Origin of the sequence: uncultured Ferrovibrio sp., from assembly GCF_937960835.1 — a bacterium.
Classification (GTDB): Bacteria; Pseudomonadota; Alphaproteobacteria; order Ferrovibrionales; family Ferrovibrionaceae; genus Ferrovibrio.
In genome coordinates this window covers 46,193-63,049 of sequence record NZ_CALGPC010000004.1, presented here as the reverse complement: position 1 = coordinate 63,049, position 16,857 = coordinate 46,193, and the positions used below count along the sequence as shown (strand labels likewise).

The window sequence follows — 16,857 nt, the reverse complement described above, 5'->3', positions numbered from 1 at the left end:
GGATCGGAATGGAGCCGGCAATCATCGTCGAGAGGCAGGATTCAATCGCCATCGCGCGGCTGAACCGGCCGGAGAAGCGCAATGCCTTCACCGATGTTGAAATGATCGATGAGGTGGTCGAGGCCATTTATGCCCTCAATGCCGATCGCGACGTGAAATGCCTGATCCTGACCGGCAATGGACGCGCCTTTTCGGCTGGCGGCGACCTGAAGGGGATGCAAAACGGATCGTCTTTGGTCGACCGGAACCAGCCGGAGGTGACGCGCATGGCCTATCGGCGGGGCATCCAGCAACTGCCCGAGCTGTTCGAGGCGCTGGAGATTCCGGCCATTGCGGCGGTCAATGGTCCTGCCATGGGGGCGGGATGTGATCTTGCGCTGATGTGCGATATCCGGATCGCCTCCGAGCAGGCTCGCTTTGCGCAAACCTTCGTCCAGCTCGGCCTGGTATCCGGCGATGGCGGTGCCTGGCTGCTGCCCAGGCTGGTCGGCTTTGCGGATGCCTGCGAGATGGCGTTCACCGGCGAGGCGATCGATGCTGCGCGCGCCTTGCAGATCGGTCTGGTCAGCAAGGTGGTGCCGCCGGAGCGGCTGATGGACGAGGCGCTGGCCCTGGCGCGCCGTATTGTGGTCAATCCCGCCGATGGGATCAGGATGACCAAGCGGCTGCTGCGGCTGGGACGCAATATGCAGATGAACCAGCTGCTGGAGGTTTCTGCGGCGATGCAGGCGCTGGCTCACAACACCCGCGAACACCGGGAGGCGCTGCAGGCGGCCTTGGACCGGATCGCCGGTGCCGCCGGCAGGGCATAACGGGGCGCCAGCTGCAAGACTAGGAGCGGCTGATCACCTTGGCTGCCGCAGCCAGGCGGTCGAGATTGGCCTGCAGGTTGGCCTTGATGCGCACGCTCGGTCCTGAAACGGCAAGGGCGTAATATTCGCCCCGCAGCGTCAGCGGCACCGCAAGGGACGTCATGTCGGGAATGGTTTCCTCGGCATTGACATACCAGCCGCGCCGCCGGCTCAGGTCGAGGTCGCGCTTCAACTGCGCCAGATCGGTAATGGTCTTTCGGGTCAGCCTTTCCAGCTCGATCTGACTGAGAATCTTGTCGCGTGCCGCATCCGGCAGCGAGCCCAGCAACGCCTTGCCGATTGAGGTCGCATAAACCGGCCGCATATCGCCGACCTGCGGCATGTAGCGCGAGGGGCCCGGGGGAACCTCGACGGCCAGCAGGATCACCTTGTTGCGGGAGAGCTTGCCGAACATTGCGGTCTCGCCCGATTCGTCGCGCAAATGCCGCACGGTATCGCCGACGGAGGAAAGGACCGGGTCGGATTTGGTTATGTCCTGGGAAGCCAGGTAAAGCCGGCTCGTGGGGTAGAAGCTGGTGCCGGGCGGGGTGCTGTAGAGATAGCCGCGCGTCTCCAGAGTGCGGATGATGGTGAAGCAGCTCGACACGGGAATCTTCAGTACCCGCGCAAGCTCCGACACCGTCATCGGGCGGCGGATTGTTGCGAAGGCCTCGAAGAGATCGATGGTCCGCGAGGCTGCGCGGACATTGGCGCCGCTCCCTTCACTGCTCTTTTTCTGCTTGCGCACGGGTTCCTTCAAATTTGCCTCGCAGCCATTTGCCTTGACGTCGTGCAACGTTCATATGAATGCCATAATAGCGGAATGAAAGCCAAATCGACATCCTCCAAATGCCATGCGGCAAAGAGCTTGCGGTCTTCTCCGAGCCGAGGCTGCGGGAGCTGCGCGGGCATGCCTGGCCGCGCCGGCCAGTCGTCATTCCCGATCACAAGGATGCCGGCCGGCCGGCGCGGCGCTGAACATTTGTCTGGGTGAGCATCTATTCTGCAGTTCGGCGTTGGAGCATCCAGCTCCCTTCTTTGGTGGTAGGGCATGACGGTTGCGCCGGCTATAAGGCGCATGCGCGTCGTGCAAGCCTCCGTCACCTCAATGCAGCAATCATGGCAATGCAGCAATCGTGCTCCATACGTCTGGAGCGTCCCCGCCTGAGCCGGAGGAGGCAGAATGCCATTGCTAAGTTTCTCATCGCCAATCGATGGCTTGGCGGCATCAACAGCACCACCGATCCGCTCGATGCGCTGCCGGCCGATGTGTCTCGCCTGATGTATGAGACGCGTTCGGCTGAGCATTTGGGACGCAATCAGCGCATAATTTCCGATCAGCGCTTAAGCCGCCTGCCTCAAATGGAGGCGATCCGGGACTGAATTTTGAGCGCGGCATCCTTTGTTGCCGAAAAGCGCTGTGGAAAGCTCGTCTCTTCGTTCGGATTACAGCGCGTTCCATCTACCTGTAGTAATGGCGCTCCTGGCAAAGCGCGGATGCGCTGGGTTGCAAAATTGAGCCTTGACCGGGTCTGTGTCGAAATCTAAAAAATGAGACGTCGTATCTTTTTTGGGTGCCGGGCATACTGGGGCGTCATATGGACGGTTTGGGAGGATGTGGTGGAGGGGGCGAGCGGGCGATATGCGAGCGGTCGTTGACGGTTCTCGCCCATGCGGCGGTCACCGGCGAATATCGACATCTGGTGCTGCAGGCGGAGCGCCCGATGACGCTGGCTCGGCCGGGACAGTTCTTTCACCTGCTCTGCACGGGCGAGATGGGGATGCTGGCTCCTTTTTTCCGTCGGCCCATGAGCGCCTATCTGGCGGACCCCAGCTCCGGGCGCCTTGAATTTCTCTACAAGGTCAACGGGCGGGGCACGCGTGCCCTGGCCGCGCTGCAGCCAGGCGAAGAGCTCAATGTGCTTGGCCCCTTGGGGCGCGGCTTCAGGCTCGATCCGTCGTGGAAAAACATAGTCGTTGTGGGGCGCGGCGTGGGCCTGGCAACGCTTGCGCCCTTGGCTGAGGCGGCGGCGGCGCAAAGGATTAAGGTGACCGCCATCCTAAGCGCTCGCCGACCGGACTTGTTGATGTCTGCCGAGCGTTTTCAGAATACCGGTGCCCGTGTCCTGCCTGTCTATGACAGCGATGGCTCGAGTGCGCCTGAGGAAGTGGAAAAACTGCTGGATCGCTTGATTGCATCCCGGCTTGCCGACGCCTTCTTCGTGTGTGGCTCGCAACGGCTGCTCAGATTGCTGCAGCGGTTCAGCGAGACCCATGCGATTCCAGGGCAGGTCGCTTTGGAACAGCAGATGGCATGCGGTCTTGGCATGTGCTTTTGTTGCGTCCGGCCGTTCCGCGAGGACGGCAAGATAGCGCAGCGGCGGGTCTGCTGGGAGGGGCCGGTATTCAATCTTCAGGAGGCTTTGGCATGACGTCGAGGCTTGCTGATGTGAAAACAGACTCGCGCGAGCCGCAGGTGGACCTCAGTGTTCGCATCGGCAGGCTCACGCTGGCCAATCCGGTCATGCCGGCTTCCGGGACTTTTGCCGAGGGCTTGGAGCAGGTCTTCGACTTCAACCGGCTGGGCGCCTTCGTTACCAAGACGATCACCCGGGATTATCGCAGCGGCAACCCCACGCCCCGGGTGGCGGAAACGGCGTCGGGAATGCTGAATTCGATCGGCATTCCCAGCAAAGGGCTTGCGACTTTCCTTTCGGATACGCTCCCTTTCTACCGGCGATACCGCCCCCCTCTCATTGTCAGCATCTCGGCGCCGACGGCCGAGCAGTTCGCGGAATTGGCGCGCGAGCTCACCGTGCCGGGCATTGCGGCGATCGAGGCCAATATCTCGTGTCCGAATATCGAAGCCGATGGTCGCGCCTTTGCCATGCTGCCGGACAGTACCGAGACGGTGGTGCGCCGGCTGCGGGCGGCGACAGAACTCCCCCTTTGGGTAAAGCTGACGCCGAATACGGCCGACATTGCAGCGGTTGCATCTGCCGCGGAGGCCGCCGGTGCCGATGCCTTGGTCGTCGCCAATACGATACTCGGGATGGCTGTCGATGCCGATACGTTCCGTCCCCGTCTGGGGAGCATCATGGGCGGGCTGTCTGGTCCTGCGGTCAAGCCGATCATCCTGCGCATGACCTATCAGGCTGCCCGTGCCGTCTCGATTCCGGTGATCGGCTGCGGGGGGATCGGCACGGCCGAGGATGCCGTGGAGTATCTTCTTGCCGGCGCGACCGCGGTCCAGGTCGGGACTGCAACCTTTTTGCATCCCAATGCTACGCCGGAGATAATCGATGGACTGGCGACGTTTTGCTGCAGGCGGGGTATTGCCAGGATAGAGGATCTCGTCGGTGCCTTGGTGCTCGACGACGCTTCATTGCCGGCAGCTGCGTCATGATAGCCGCTTCCCCTTTGGCGGCCCTCTTGCCGCGGGCGCAAGAGCTGTTCGATCGGCTGGCCGGGCTCGGTTATGACGGCGTGGGCATCACCCGCGATGCCTACGGCAAGGGCGAGACTGCGGCGCTTGAATATCTGGCCGGCGTGGCGACAGAAAGCGGACTGGTGACAAGCCGCGATGCCGCGGGCAATCTGATGATCGATCTGCCCGATTACCGAAGCGGGCCTGCGATTTGGGTCGGCTCGCACCTCGACTCGGTGCCGCGGGGCGGCAATTATGACGGCGCAGCAGGCATCATCGCCGGACTGCTCTGCCTGATGCAGTTGCGCTCAGAGGGTATTACGCCTCCGCAGCCTGCCCGTGTCATCGCGTTGCGGGGCGAGGAAAGTGCCTGGTATGGCAAGGCCTATATCGGCTCCAGCGCCCTGCTCGGAAAGCTCGACGAGCAGGATCTCGACAGCAGGCGCCGCGACGATGGCACGCGCCTTGCCGATGGGTTGGCGGCTGTGGGGGCTGATCTGGGCCGTATTCGTGCCGGCGAGCCTCTGATCGATGTCAAGAACGTTGCCGCCTATTTGGAACTGCATATAGAGCAGGGGCCAGTCCTGGTAGCGCGCAATCTGCCGACTGCCGTGGTCACCGGAATCCGGGGCAATATCCGCCACGGCACGATCACCTGCCTGGGCGAAGCGGGTCATTCGGGTGCGGTGCCGCGCTGGCTGCGGCGCGACGCGGTCTTCGCTGTTGCGGAGCTGATCGCCAGGCTGGATGAGCATTGGCGGGTCCTGCTCGAGCGGGGGCTTGATCTGGTCGTGACCACCGGCATCATCGCAACCGCTCCTGAAGAGCATGCGATATCGCGGATTCCGGGTAAAGTGGACTTCAGCTTCGAGGTCCGAAGCCAAAGCCACGATACGCTGGAGGCTTTCTATCATTTGATGCAGACCGAGGCGGCCACGATCGGCCGCAACCGCGGCGTCAGCTTCGAATTCGACCGCAGGATCTATTCCGCGCCGGCCCGCATGGATGAGGGGCTGGTGCGGCGGCTGCTGAGCATCTCGGCACAGCACAACCTGCCGACGGAAACCGTGCCAAGCGGCGCCGGCCACGACGCGGCAGTGTTTGCAAATGCCGGCATACCATCGGCGATGATCTTTGTGCGCAATGCCAATGGCTCGCACAATCCGCACGAATCGATGGAGTTGGAGGATTTTATTGCCGGCGCCGGGCTGCTGTACGATATGCTGCGCACGCCCCTTTAACGGAATCGCACATCCATGGATAAAGCCACGATTGCCGCACAGACCGCTCGCATACTTCTGCGTATCGGGGCCGTCAAATACAATCCAGTGCAGCCGTTTTTCTTTACCTCAGGCTGGGCCAGCCCGATCTACATCGAATGCCGCAAGCTGATTTCTTATCCGGACCTGCGTCGGCAGGTTATGGATTTTGCTCTGCAAAGGCTGCGCGATGAAATGCCGCCGGGCGGATTGGACGTCGTGGCAGGCGGCGAAAGCGCTGGTATTCCCTTTGCAGCCTGGCTTGCTGATCGGCTTGATTTGCCGATGGTCTATATCCGGAAACGGCCAATCGGCCTTGGTCCAAATGCCCAGATGGAGGGAGACTTTGCGCCCGGAGCGCGTGTCCTGCTGGTCGAGGACCTGACGACAGATGCGCGCAGCAAGGTCAACTTCTGCGCAGCGCTGCGCCAGGCCAGCGCCGTCGTCAGCCATGTCTTCGTCATATTCGGCTATGACATTTTTCCGGGCACCAAGGAGTTGCTGCAGCAGCAGGAGCTTGCGTTGATTTCTCTGGCCAACTGCAAGGATGTCCTGCAGGTCGCGCGCAGCGATGAATATTTCGATAAAGCCACGCTCGATGCTATCACGACGTTCCTGGACGATCCCGTGGGCTGGTCGGCCAGTCATGGGGGTATTGGCGCGCCGCCTGCCGGCGGCATGCCGGTGTCCAGGAACTGAAGGCGATGGGGTGATGGACGGGAAGGGGTCGACGGGGTGAGGTTGTGATGCCGACTTTTGCTTGTGTAACGGATGCTTTCTCATGAAGGCGCCGCGTTTTCAGTATCTGCGTCCCGACAGTGTCGAGGAAGCTGTGGCCATGCTGGCGGCCCATGGCGACGCAGCTCAGATTCTGGCTGGCGGACAGTCGCTCATGCCGATGCTGAACATGCGGGTGGCCAGTCCGGATGTCGTCATCGACATCAATCGCCTGCAGGCTCTTGCAGGCATCGCCTTTGTCGACGGCTGGTGCACGGTAGGCGCGCTGACGCGATATGCCGATATTATGGCAGATGGACGTATAGCGCAGCACCTGCCGCTGCTTGCAATGGCCTTGCCATATGTCGCTCATTCGGCCATCCGCAATCGCGGCACGATCGGCGGAAGCCTGGCTTTGGCGGATCCTGCTGCGGAGATGCCGGCATGCGCATTGGCGCTTGGCGCCGAAATCGAATTGGCCTCACAAGCGGGCCGGCGCCGGGTTCTGGCGCAGGATTTTTTCCTCGGCTTGTATGAAACCGCTCGACAGGCCGAGGAGATGTTGATTGCAATCCATTATCCCATTGTCGGCCCGGTGCAGTGCGGCTTCTACGAAATAGCCAGGCGCCACGGTGACTTTGCCTTGGCCGGAGCTGCGGTGGTGCGCAGGCCGGCACCTGCAGGCGGCCTGCCTGAATACCGTATTGCTGCATTCGGCCTGCTTGATCGCCCCATCCTGGCCACTCGTACGGCAGAGATTTGCGCAAACGTCCAAACGGCGGAGCGCATGAACGACGTGCTGTCCGCCTTCGAAGCCGACATTTGTGCCGCCGGCGACATCCAGGGAGATGCAAGGACGCGGCTGATCTGGGCGCGGACGGCACTGCAACGTGCGCTTGAGCAGCTCGCTCCCTCGCCGCTATGAGGCGCTATCATGACTGAGATGACCGAAATCACTTTTACCCTCAATGGGGAGACAGTTCGCCGCTCGGTGCCGGTGCGAAAGAACCTCGTGGATTTCCTGCGGCAGGATATGGGGCTGACTGGATCGCATGTCGGATGCGAGCATGGCGTATGCGGTGCCTGCACGCTGTTGGTGGATCGCCGCGCCGTGCGCGGCTGCCTGATGCTTGCCGCCCAAATCGATGGTCTGTCAGTGCAGACGGTCGAAGGATTGGCCCAGGATGAAGCCGTCAATGACCTTCTGGAGGCATTCGTGGCCCGCAATGCCCTGCAATGCGGCTTTTGCACGCCCGGCATGCTGGCAACCGCGGTAGAGCTTTTGCGAAATCCGCGGCCAATGTCACGGGCGGAGATCCGCGAGCAGATTTCCGGAAATTACTGCCGCTGCACGGGCTATGAGGCGATTGTCGATGCTATTGGGACGGTGCTAGATACCCGACTGGCAAACATGCAAGCCGACGGAGAAGTGGCTTGAGCAAAATAGAAAAGGTTCGTGGAGCTGCCGGGGGATTTTACGAAATTGGACAGCGGCTGAAGGCTTATCGCCTGGGGGCCGGATTGTCGCCGGAGGAGGTGGCAGAGCGCCTTGGGGTGTCCCGGGCGGCGATGTATCGCATCGAGGCCGGCCATGTGGTGAAGATTGAAACGCTGGAGCGCCTGGCTCATGTCCTGGGCACTTCGGTCGCGTCGTTGCTGGGGGTTGGCGTCGAATATTACGCGCGGGCGACGGGCTATTTCGAGAGGATGCGGCAGCTCGAAATGGAGAGCGAGAAGGTGATCGCCCATTTTGAGCCGTTTTCCTATCTGCTGACGTCGCCATCCTATACCGATCATCTTCGGCAGATGCTGATTGAGGCGATTCCGAAGCAGGGCATCAATCGGTCTATGGCCTTAAAGGAAGTCGAAAACTGTCTTGCCGTCCTTGCCGGCCGCAAGGAAAACGCCAGCGTCCGCCGGCCAAGCATCGTCAGCATTGTCAGTCTTTCCGAGCTGCAGCGTTTTGTCAGCCTGGGCATGGTCGGCCGGCTGGATTTGCCGGCCAAGGTCAAGGCTGAACGGGTTGAACTGGCGCGGCAGGAACTGAAGCATCTGGCGGAACTGATGGACGATGAGCCGATGGGGGTGCAGATCGGCCTGGTGGAGGAAACGCTGCCGGGGGTTACCTTTCAGATCTTCCAGTCGCCCTCAGGCGCCAGGCTTGCCGTCAGTCCGTTTCGCCTTGGCGAACTGCCCAACATCCGCAATGGCATTGCAACCGTGACGGAGTCTCCAGAGGCAGTGCAATTCTACACGCAGTTCGCTGATGATCTGTGGCGGCGGGCCATCAAGGGCACGCGCGGTGCTGCGCTGCTGCGTCAGATGTTGAAGCGCAGCAAGCGGAACTGAGGGTCTCGCGCACTTACGCGTGTATCCGCCGATGGATGCGGTCGCATAAGTATCCTTTGCGTATTCAGGCCGCCTTTCCCCACATATTTGTTGCCTCTTTGGCATTCGCGCGTTGCCCAACGAGCAGGCTTCAGCTGCCCGAAAGTTCGGCACCACGTACAAATAATTCAAATCGTCTAAAAAAAGAGATTGATCATTGACTTCATGTTGCAGTTGCAGAAAATCGATTGCTGCAGCGGCTTGTGGCGATGAACTGGCGTGCCTGCCCGTTGCGAATGTGCCATGCCGCGAAGGGGCATGAGTGGGGGGACTGATGCGAGACAGTAGCGGGGGCTTGAGCGGACTGATTGGCGCTTCGCTACCGCGCACGGCAATTTCCCGTCTTGTTCGGGGGCAGGGACGCTATACCGACGACATAGCTGTGCCGGGCATGCTGCATGCCGCATTCTTTCGCAGTCCCTATGCCCATGCCCGCGTCCTGAAGCTGGATGTCTCTGCAGCGAGGCAATGCCCGGGCATAGTTGCCGTCTATACGGCGGCTGATATCGCAACGGTATGCGATGGCTGGCGCGGCGTGCTGGCGCGTTTTGCCTCTTTGCGCTCCCCGGTGCAGACACCGCTCGCCGGCGATTGCGTCTTTTATCAGGGCGAGCCGGTTGCCATCGTGGTGGCGGAAAGCCGGGCCGAAGCTGAAGACGCGCTGGAGCATATCGTCGCCGACTGGCAGGAATTGCCGGCCGTTATCAGTTTTGCGGATGCCTTAAAGCCGGATGCGACCGTCATTCACGAGGAAATCGGCAGCAACATCGCCTTCGAGCAGGAGATGGGATCTGCTCAGGCGCTTGCAACCATCGCGGCTGCCGAAGTGGTCGTGGAGCAAACCCTTCATTCCGGCCGGCAGACCGGTGTGACGCTGGAGGCACGCAGCATTGTCGCCATCTTCGAGCCGAAGACGGAGACGCTGACGGTGTACCAGTCGCACCAGGTGCCGCACCAGATGCAGGCGCACTATGCCGATTTGCTCAGGCTTCCGATGGGGCGTGTCCGGGTCATCTGCCCCGATGTGGGCGGGGCCTTCGGCATGAAGCTGCATGTCTATCCGGATGAAGTGGCAGTCTGTGCGGCTAGCCGGCTGCTCGGGCGCGCTGTCAAATATGTCGCCGACAGGCTGGAGTCCTTTACCAGCGACGCTCATGCACGCGAGCATGTCATCACCGGCAGGCTGGCCCTGACGCGAGACGGGCGCATGATCGGCTTTGCCGTCGATGATCTGCATGGCATGGGCGCCTATTCGATCTTTCCGCGGGGCGGCCCGGCGGAGGCGATGGGCGCCACCCGCATGGTTGGCTCGCCCTACCGGTTCGAGGTCTTCCATGGCCGGGTGCGATGCGTGTTCCAGAACAAGACGCCCGCGGGCCAATACCGCGGCGTTGGCCATCCGGTCGCTACGGCGCTGACCGAGCTGCTGGTCGACCAGGCCGCACGCCGGCTGGGCGTCGACCGGATAGAGCTGCGCCGGCGCAATTTCGTGCCGTGCTCTTCCGAACGCTGGAAATCGCCGGCCGATGTCGTGCTGTTCGACATGTCCCACCAGGCCTGCCTGGATAAGCTTGTCGCCATGATGGATTATGAGGCTCTGGCGGAATCCTGTGCCGCCATGCGCAAGAAGGGACGGCTGCAGGGAATTGGCATTGCCAGCTATGTCGAGCTTACGGCGACCGGTCCGGAAGTCTATGGCCGCGGCCAGGTTCCTGTTTCCGCCATCGACAGTGTCTCCTTAAGGGTTGATCCTTCCGGTGAAATCGTCTGCCACGCCAGCGTAACCGACCAGGGTCAGGGAACTGCGACGGGCGTGCAGCAGATCATCGCCGATCGCCTGGGCGTGCCGCTCTCTGCAGTGACTGTATATACCGGCGATACAGCCAGCGTGCCGGGCGGCGGCGGCGCCTGGGCCTCGCGAGGCGCCGCGATCGGCGGCGAGGCTGCCTATAAGGCAGCGGAGCGGCTGCGGGCCAATATCCTCTCCATGGCTGCCGAGCTGCTGCAGCTGCCGTCATCTGCTCTCAAGCTGGAAGCTGGGGCCATCGTCGAGATCGCTTCAGGGCAGCCGCGCATGAGCCTGCGTCAGCTTGCCGAAATTGCCTACTACCGGCCGCATGAACTGCCGCCGGATTGCCACATCGAGCTTGCTCTGACCCATCAGTATCGCAGAACCCGCGATAACTTCCTGCCGACCAACGGCGTGCAGGCTGCCCATGTTGAGATCGATCCCGGCACCGGCTTTGTCAAATTGCTCAGCCATTGGGTTGTCGAGGACTGCGGCAGAGTGATCAATCCGCTGCTGGTCGATGAGCAGATCCGCGGCGGCGTGGTTCAGGGGATCGGCCATGCGCTTTATGAGTGCTGCCGCTATAGCAGCGAGGGGCAGCTGACAAGCGCCACCATGGCGGACTATCTCGTGCCGATGGCGGTGGAGATGCCCGATATTCGCATCTCCCATGTCGAGACACCCTATGCCGGCTCGCAGCTTGGCGCAAAAGGAGCCGGCGAGGCCGGAACCTGCGCTGCTGCCGCGGCGGTGCTGAATGCCGTCAACGATGCCCTGGCCGACTATGGCAGGACCGTAACCAGCCTTCCGATCATGCCGGAGGAGCTGCTCGAGATCATTCATTGCAGCAATGACGAAAAGGTGCCGGCATGAGCCGCACATTGATCAGGAATGCATCATGGGTTGTCGCCTGGGATGAGGCGGCGGGCCGTCACAGATATCTGCGGGATGCCGATATCGCCTTCGAAGATGGGCAGATTATCCATGTCGGCTCGGCATGGACGGGAGGGGCGGATCGCATCATCGATGGCGCCGGTCTGATGGCAATGCCGGGTCTGGTCAACGTCCATGGCCATATCGGCACCGAGGCGCTGGCCAAAGGCTTTTTCGAGGAACTCGGCAGCCCGCTGCTCTACATGTCGCGGCTTTACGAATTTTTGTATGTCGTGCGGCCTGAACCGCAGGCCATACCCGCAGGCACGCGGCTTTCAATAGCGGAACTGCTGCTCAGCGGCTGCACCACTGTCGCCGACATGGCCTTGCCCTACGAAGGCTGGCTTGACACCATCGCCGATACCGGCATCCGTGGCTATGTGGCTCCCATGTTCCGCTCGGCGGCGTGGCAGACGGTCAACGGCCATCGCGTCGAGTATCAGTGGGATGAAGCCGGCGGCGAGCGTGGCATGCAGCGGGCCATCGAGGTCTGCCTGGCGGCGCGACGGCATCCATCCGGGCGGATGGGGGGCATCGTCATGCCGGCACAGGCGGAAACCTGCACGCCGGAGCTGCTGCAGGCTGCATACAAGGCGGCAAAGCAGCATCGGCTGCCATTTCAGACGCATCTGTGCCAGAGCGTGCATGAATTCCATGAGATGATCCGCCGCCACGGATTAACGCCGGTCGGATATCTGAACAAGCTCGGCGTGCTCGATGCGAATACCTCAATCGCTCACGGCATCTTCCTTGATCATCACCCCTGGCTGCACTGGCCACAGCAGGAAGACCTGCAGATTCTGGCCAAGGCTGGAGTGACGGTCATTCACAGCCCGCATACTTTCGCCTATCGCGGTGCGGCACTGCACCACTTCGGCAAATATGTCCAGGCCGGCGTGCCGATGGCTATGGGCACAGATACCACACCGCACAACATGCTCGATGAAATGCGCCTGGCTTTGTTTGCGGCCAAGATGCAAAGCGGCCATGTCAACCTCGCCAGCGTCAGTGATGTGCTGCATGCCGCCACCATTGGCGGCGCCCGCTCGCTTGGCCGCGACGATATCGGCCGTCTCGCGCCGGCCGCAAAGGCGGATATCGTTCTGGTTGACCTCAGTCATCCGGCGATGGTGCCCAATCGCGATCCGCTGCGTGGCCTGATCTTCAATGCCGGCAGCCGGGCCGTGCGTGACGTGTTCGTCGATGGCCGGCAGGTGGTCGAGGGCGGCAAGGTGCTGACCATAGATGTCGATGCCGCCTGCAGGATCGTCGAGGAAGGGCAGCTCCAGGCCATGGCCAATGTTCCAAAACGCGACGCTGCAGGACGCAGCGCGGATGAGATTGCGCCGCTTTCGCTTGAGATGGCGTGATGTGTGGTGGGGGTTAATAGTTATCAGGAGGACAGGGTATGAAAGCGTCAATCAAGTTCAGGCGGACCGCAATCTCTGCGATTTGCTTCGCCGCCTTCTTCTCAATGCCGGCGGCGGCACAGAAGGTGGACCAGGTCGTATATGGCACGGCATCGCGCGTCGGCCTGGCCAATGCGTCCATGTATCTGGCGGAAACCCTGGGCTTCTTCAAAGAAGAAGGGATTGAAATCAAGACGGTTCAGTTCGACAGCACGGGTGTGCTCATGCCGCAGATCGCCTCCAAGGCGATCACCATCGGCTACCCGATCCCCGATCCAGTCATCATTTCCCATGACAAGGGGAAGGATCCGCTGCCGATCCAGTATTTTTATAACGTCACGCGTCTTTACAATTGGGAAATGGTGGTGCCTGCCGACAGCCCGATCAAGACCCTGGCTGATCTGAAGGGCAAGACCATAGGTGTCATTGGCCTGGGTGTTGGCAATGTGCCGGTGACGCGTTCCTATCTCCGGGAGGCGGGCCTCGATTCCGAAAAGGACGTCAAGATCATCGGCGTCGGTCAGGGAGCCTCTGCCATCAATGCTTTTAAAACCGGCCGCATCGACGCGCTCAACCAGTTCGATGTCGTGCATGCGCAGATGGAAAATGACGGCATTGCAATCCGTCGCATTCCGCTGCCTGAGAAATACCGCGTTCTCTCCGGCAACAGCTTCGCCACCCATATTGACACCATCCGCGACAATCCGGATCTGATCCGTCGCTTTGGCCGCGCCTATACCAAGGGCATGGTTGCGTGCGACGCCAATCCTGCCGGATGTGTCACCATGATGTGGCAGAAGTATCCCGAGACCCGCCCGACGGCGGGAGACATGGCCAAGAATCTCGAGGACAGCGTCCGCATTCTCAAGGCAAATCTTGCCACCAAGATGCCGCCTGGCGACCACGCGAGCCGTCAGTATGGCGCGTTTGGCGAGCAGAGCTGGAAGACCAGCCTGGAGATTCTGGTGCAGAACGGCATGGTGCAGGATCCGAATATCGATCTGTCCAGGCTCTATACCAACGCCTTCGTCCCCGATTTCGGCAAGTTCGATGTCGATGCGGTGATCAAGAAGGCTCAGGCGATCGGCAAGTAAATGTCGGTATCAACTTCTGTAGCGACGGCGGCCGGCACCATGCCGGCCGTCAGCCTGGACAGAGTTTCGCTGACCTACGTGACGGCGTCGGGGACGATTCCGGCGGTGCAGAATCTGTCGCTCGATATCGAGCGAGGCAGTTTCGTCTCCATCCTCGGGCCTTCAGGCTGCGGCAAATCCACGCTGATCAAGATGGTCGCAGGGCTGCTGGCGCCGAGTGCCGGCGCGGCCAAGCTGAATGGCGAAACCGTCACTGGGCCGCGCAAGGATGTGGGGATGGTCTTTCAGCAGCCGACCCTGCTGCCCTGGAAATCGGTGCTGGACAACGTCAAGGTGCCACTGCGCGCCCGAGGTCTTGATGCGAAGGCATGTGATCTTCGCGCCAGACAGATGCTCGAGCTGGTCAAGCTGGCCGGATTCGAAAAGAACTATCCTTTCGAACTGTCCGGCGGCATGCAGCAGCGGGTCGGCATTGCCCGTGCGCTGATCCATGACCCGCCGGTGGTGGTCATGGATGAGCCATTTGCGGCGCTTGACGCGCTGACACGGGAGCAGATGTCTTTAGAGTTGCAGCGGCTATGGGAGCATTCCCAGAAGACGGTAATCTTCGTTACCCACAGTATTCATGAGGCCGCATTCCTGTCTGATCGGGTCATCGTTCTCTCGGCACGGCCTGCCAAGGTCGTGAAAGACATACGCATCGATCTTCCGCGTCCCCGCAATGTGGAGACCCTGGCGGACAGCGCCTTCACCGAGCTCTGCAACGAGCTGCGCAGCGAGCTCTACGCGGTAACCGGTGCCCTGGATGGCAAGAGGTAAACAATGAGGCAAAGCCTGATGCGGTTGTTTTATCCGTTGGTTTCGTTCGCCACGGTCATCCTGCTCTGGGAAGTCGCTATCCGGATCTTCAATGTTCCCAATTACATCCTGCCCAATATTGGCCAGGTTCTGGAATCCTTGCAGACTGGATATATCGACGGAAGCTACTGGCCGCATCTCAGCTTCACCCTTACGGCGACCGTGACGGGCTATCTGAGCGGCGCTGTGGTGGCGCTGGTGCTCGGGGCGGTGCTGGCTGAAATACCCATTGTCGAGCGTTTCGTCTTTCCGCTCGTCATCGCCATACAGTCCATGCCGAAGGTCGCCCTTGCGCCGCTGGTCATCGTCTGGTTTGGCTTTGGCATCGAATCGAAGATCGTCATGGTGGCGCTGATCTGCTTCTTCCCGATCTTCGTGAACGTCATCGTCGGCCTGCGTTCGGTGGATCCAAATCTTGTCGACATGATGCGGATCTGTGGCGCATCGCGGCTGGATATCCTGCGCGAGGTCAAGCTGCCGCATGCCGCATCGCCGATCTTTGCGGGCCTGCAGATCGCCGTGGTCATGGGGCTGATCGGCGCCGTAGTCGGCGAATTCATTGCCTCCACCGAGGGGCTTGGCTTCCTGATCCAGACGGGTTCCAATGCGCTTGATCTCGGAACCGTATTCGCAGGCCTGATCTCCCTTGCTGTGATTGGCGTCTGCGGAACGCAGTTGTTGCGTTTCTTGCATACCCGCATCGTGTTCTGGGACCGCAAGTCCTTTGGTTCCGTTGCCGCAGGAGAAGGTTGACAATCTCCGGCTGCCGATCGTCTCGCCGGTGTCGCCCGAGGAGCTTGCCGGGCCTGCAGATCGTATTCCTCTGATCAACTTCGCTGGGGCGCCGCAATGTCGGCGCCCCTGTCCATGATGCACATGCCATGGGCGCGCTCCTGCTGGGTGAAGGTTTCACTGCAGGAACCGGAAGATCAGCGAAGCCTTCGAACCTTTGTCTTCTGACAGCGCGAGGACGGGGCTGCAAAAGCCGATTTTCAATATGATGCCGTAATATGCGTCATCATGCTGTGACCGGATTCTCAGCAAGGAATCCAAACACGATGGCAAGACAGCGTCCCAATGGGCGGCTTGCGGTATTAAAGCGCTTAAAATCGTTTTCGACTGCCATCAAAGACAGGATGCGGGCAATCGGACATGACCGCCTGCCAGGATCATTGCCCCGGTTGACGAAATGCGGTCATTGGTGATTGAAGCAAAGATGCGTCACGGCTCCAGGCGGCAGGTGCTGACCGGCTGACGATCCGTGGGGTCTGCCGATGTTGCGAGGAGTTTCTGCATGCTGATCGCACAGATCACCGATACCCATATCAAGCAGCCGGGCAAGCTTGCCTACGGCCGGGTCGACACTGCTGCGATGCTGGCCCGCTGCGTCGAGGAAGTCCTTGCCCTGAAGCAGCAGCCCGATGTGATTCTGCTCACCGGCGATCTGGTCGATTCCGGTCATCCGGAGGAATACGAGCATCTGCAGGCGATCCTGAAGCCGCTTCCGCAGCGCATCATCGCCGTGCCGGGCAATCACGATGAACGCAATGCCATGCGCGCCGCCTTTTGCAAGGACTGCTACATGCCGGCAGAGGGCGGATTCTTGCAATTTGCCATCGATAGTGATTATCCCCTGCGGATCCTCGGGCTCGATACCGTCATCCCGAAGCAGAGCGGCGGGGAGCTTTGCCAGGAGCGGCTGGGCTGGCTGGAGCGGACCCTGGAACAGAAACCGGATATCCCGACTCTCGTGATGATGCACCACCCGCCCTTTGAGACCGGGATCGGCTATATGGACAGGTTCGGATTGAAGGGGCGCGAGGCATTTGCCGACATTGTCTCTCGCCATCCCCAGATCGAACTGATCCTCTGCGGTCATCTGCATCGCACCATCCGCGCCAGCGTGGGCGGCCGGCCGGCCATGACCTGCCCCGGCCCCGCACACCAGATCGCGCTCGACATCGACCCAGAGGCCCCCGGCTGCTTTCGGATGGAGCCGCCGGGCTTCATGCTGCATTGGTGGAACGGCAGCAGGCTGATCAGTCATGTGGCAATGATCGGCGATTATGATGGACCGTATCCGCTTTCCAATCCAAAGGCCAAGTTGGCCGATTAAAGCCGGAAACCGGCCT

General features: G+C 61.1%; 16 protein-coding genes. 15 read left to right on the top strand and 1 reads right to left on the bottom strand.

Going from position 1 to position 16,857, the window contains the following annotated elements; translation table 11 throughout:
* Positions 1-8 precede the first annotated feature (8 nt).
* Entirely contained in the window at positions 9-812 is an 804-nt protein-coding gene (locus Q0603_RS03865) for a crotonase/enoyl-CoA hydratase family protein (protein ID WP_298722341.1), read from the top strand.
* 19 nt (positions 813-831) lie between these two features.
* Here Q0603_RS03865 and Q0603_RS03860 read toward each other — a convergent pair whose 3' ends face one another.
* Entirely contained in the window at positions 832-1,599 is a 768-nt protein-coding gene (locus Q0603_RS03860; protein ID WP_298722338.1) for an IclR family transcriptional regulator, read from the bottom strand.
* 371 nt (positions 1,600-1,970) lie between these two features.
* On the opposite strand from Q0603_RS03860, the gene Q0603_RS03855 reads away from it, so the two are divergent.
* From Q0603_RS03855 to Q0603_RS03790, 14 genes are all read left to right on the top strand, one after another.
* Positions 1,971-2,234: a hypothetical protein gene (locus Q0603_RS03855; RefSeq protein ID WP_298722335.1), complete on the top strand. Its 264-nt coding sequence runs from the start codon at positions 1,971-1,973 to the stop codon at positions 2,232-2,234.
* A 272-nt stretch (positions 2,235-2,506) separates the two neighbouring features.
* Positions 2,507-3,283, top strand: coding sequence for a dihydroorotate dehydrogenase electron transfer subunit (locus Q0603_RS03850; protein ID WP_298722332.1), 777 nt, complete (start codon positions 2,507-2,509; stop codon positions 3,281-3,283).
* Complete coding sequence (locus Q0603_RS03845; RefSeq protein ID WP_298722330.1) at positions 3,187-4,257, top strand: dihydroorotate dehydrogenase; 1,071 nt, start codon at positions 3,187-3,189, stop codon at positions 4,255-4,257. The genes Q0603_RS03850 and Q0603_RS03845 overlap by 97 nt, the downstream gene beginning before the upstream one ends.
* Positions 4,170-5,519, top strand: a complete 1,350-nt coding sequence (locus Q0603_RS03840; protein ID WP_298722325.1) for a hydantoinase/carbamoylase family amidase — start codon at positions 4,170-4,172, stop codon at positions 5,517-5,519. Before Q0603_RS03845 ends, Q0603_RS03840 begins: the two co-directional genes overlap by 88 nt.
* 15 nt (positions 5,520-5,534) lie before the next feature.
* Positions 5,535-6,236 carry an orotate phosphoribosyltransferase gene (locus Q0603_RS03835; protein ID WP_298722322.1) on the top strand — a complete coding sequence of 234 codons (702 nt, stop codon included), beginning with the start codon at positions 5,535-5,537 and terminating at the stop codon, positions 6,234-6,236.
* Positions 6,237-6,318: 82 nt separating this feature from the next.
* Positions 6,319-7,179, top strand: coding sequence for an FAD binding domain-containing protein (locus Q0603_RS03830; RefSeq protein ID WP_298722319.1), 861 nt, complete (start codon positions 6,319-6,321; stop codon positions 7,177-7,179).
* A 9-nt stretch (positions 7,180-7,188) separates the two neighbouring features.
* On the top strand, positions 7,189-7,692 hold the full coding sequence (locus tag Q0603_RS03825) for a (2Fe-2S)-binding protein (protein WP_366132442.1): 504 nt from the start codon (positions 7,189-7,191) through the stop codon (positions 7,690-7,692).
* Positions 7,689-8,603: a helix-turn-helix transcriptional regulator gene (locus Q0603_RS03820; protein ID WP_298722316.1), complete on the top strand. Its 915-nt coding sequence runs from the start codon at positions 7,689-7,691 to the stop codon at positions 8,601-8,603. The genes Q0603_RS03825 and Q0603_RS03820 overlap by 4 nt, the downstream gene beginning before the upstream one ends.
* Positions 8,604-8,937: 334 nt before the next feature.
* Positions 8,938-11,304 (top strand): xanthine dehydrogenase family protein molybdopterin-binding subunit, encoded by a 2,367-nt coding sequence (locus tag Q0603_RS03815; protein ID WP_298722313.1) that lies wholly within the window; start codon positions 8,938-8,940, stop codon positions 11,302-11,304.
* Positions 11,301-12,734 carry an amidohydrolase family protein gene (locus Q0603_RS03810; RefSeq protein ID WP_298722311.1) on the top strand — a complete coding sequence of 478 codons (1,434 nt, stop codon included), beginning with the start codon at positions 11,301-11,303 and terminating at the stop codon, positions 12,732-12,734. The genes Q0603_RS03815 and Q0603_RS03810 overlap by 4 nt, the downstream gene beginning before the upstream one ends.
* A 38-nt stretch (positions 12,735-12,772) precedes the next feature.
* Entirely contained in the window at positions 12,773-13,867 is a 1,095-nt protein-coding gene (locus tag Q0603_RS03805) for an ABC transporter substrate-binding protein (protein WP_298722310.1), read from the top strand.
* Positions 13,868-13,906: 39 nt separating this feature from the next.
* Positions 13,907-14,686 (top strand): ABC transporter ATP-binding protein, encoded by a 780-nt coding sequence (locus Q0603_RS03800; RefSeq protein ID WP_298722309.1) that lies wholly within the window; start codon positions 13,907-13,909, stop codon positions 14,684-14,686.
* 18 nt (positions 14,687-14,704) lie between these two features.
* Positions 14,705-15,478: an ABC transporter permease gene (locus Q0603_RS03795; protein WP_298722307.1), complete on the top strand. Its 774-nt coding sequence runs from the start codon at positions 14,705-14,707 to the stop codon at positions 15,476-15,478.
* A gap of 541 nt (positions 15,479-16,019) precedes the next feature.
* Complete coding sequence (locus Q0603_RS03790; protein ID WP_298722305.1) at positions 16,020-16,841, top strand: phosphodiesterase; 822 nt, start codon at positions 16,020-16,022, stop codon at positions 16,839-16,841.
* The last annotated feature ends 16 nt before the right edge of the window (positions 16,842-16,857 follow it).

Coding starts and splice junctions, on each gene's coding strand:
- Q0603_RS03865 (WP_298722341.1), top strand. CDS start 9: ATGGAGCCGGCAATCATCGTCGAGAGGCAGGATTCAATCGCCATCGCG.
- Q0603_RS03855 (WP_298722335.1), top strand. CDS start 1,971: ATGGCAATGCAGCAATCGTGCTCCATACGTCTGGAGCGTCCCCGCCTG.
- Q0603_RS03835 (WP_298722322.1), top strand. CDS start 5,535: ATGGATAAAGCCACGATTGCCGCACAGACCGCTCGCATACTTCTGCGT.
- Q0603_RS03830 (WP_298722319.1), top strand. CDS start 6,319: ATGAAGGCGCCGCGTTTTCAGTATCTGCGTCCCGACAGTGTCGAGGAA.
- Q0603_RS03825 (WP_366132442.1), top strand. CDS start 7,189: ATGACTGAGATGACCGAAATCACTTTTACCCTCAATGGGGAGACAGTT.
- Q0603_RS03810 (WP_298722311.1), top strand. CDS start 11,301: ATGAGCCGCACATTGATCAGGAATGCATCATGGGTTGTCGCCTGGGAT.
- Q0603_RS03805 (WP_298722310.1), top strand. CDS start 12,773: ATGAAAGCGTCAATCAAGTTCAGGCGGACCGCAATCTCTGCGATTTGC.
- Q0603_RS03800 (WP_298722309.1), top strand. CDS start 13,907: ATGCCGGCCGTCAGCCTGGACAGAGTTTCGCTGACCTACGTGACGGCG.
- Q0603_RS03795 (WP_298722307.1), top strand. CDS start 14,705: ATGCGGTTGTTTTATCCGTTGGTTTCGTTCGCCACGGTCATCCTGCTC.
- Q0603_RS03790 (WP_298722305.1), top strand. CDS start 16,020: ATGCTGATCGCACAGATCACCGATACCCATATCAAGCAGCCGGGCAAG.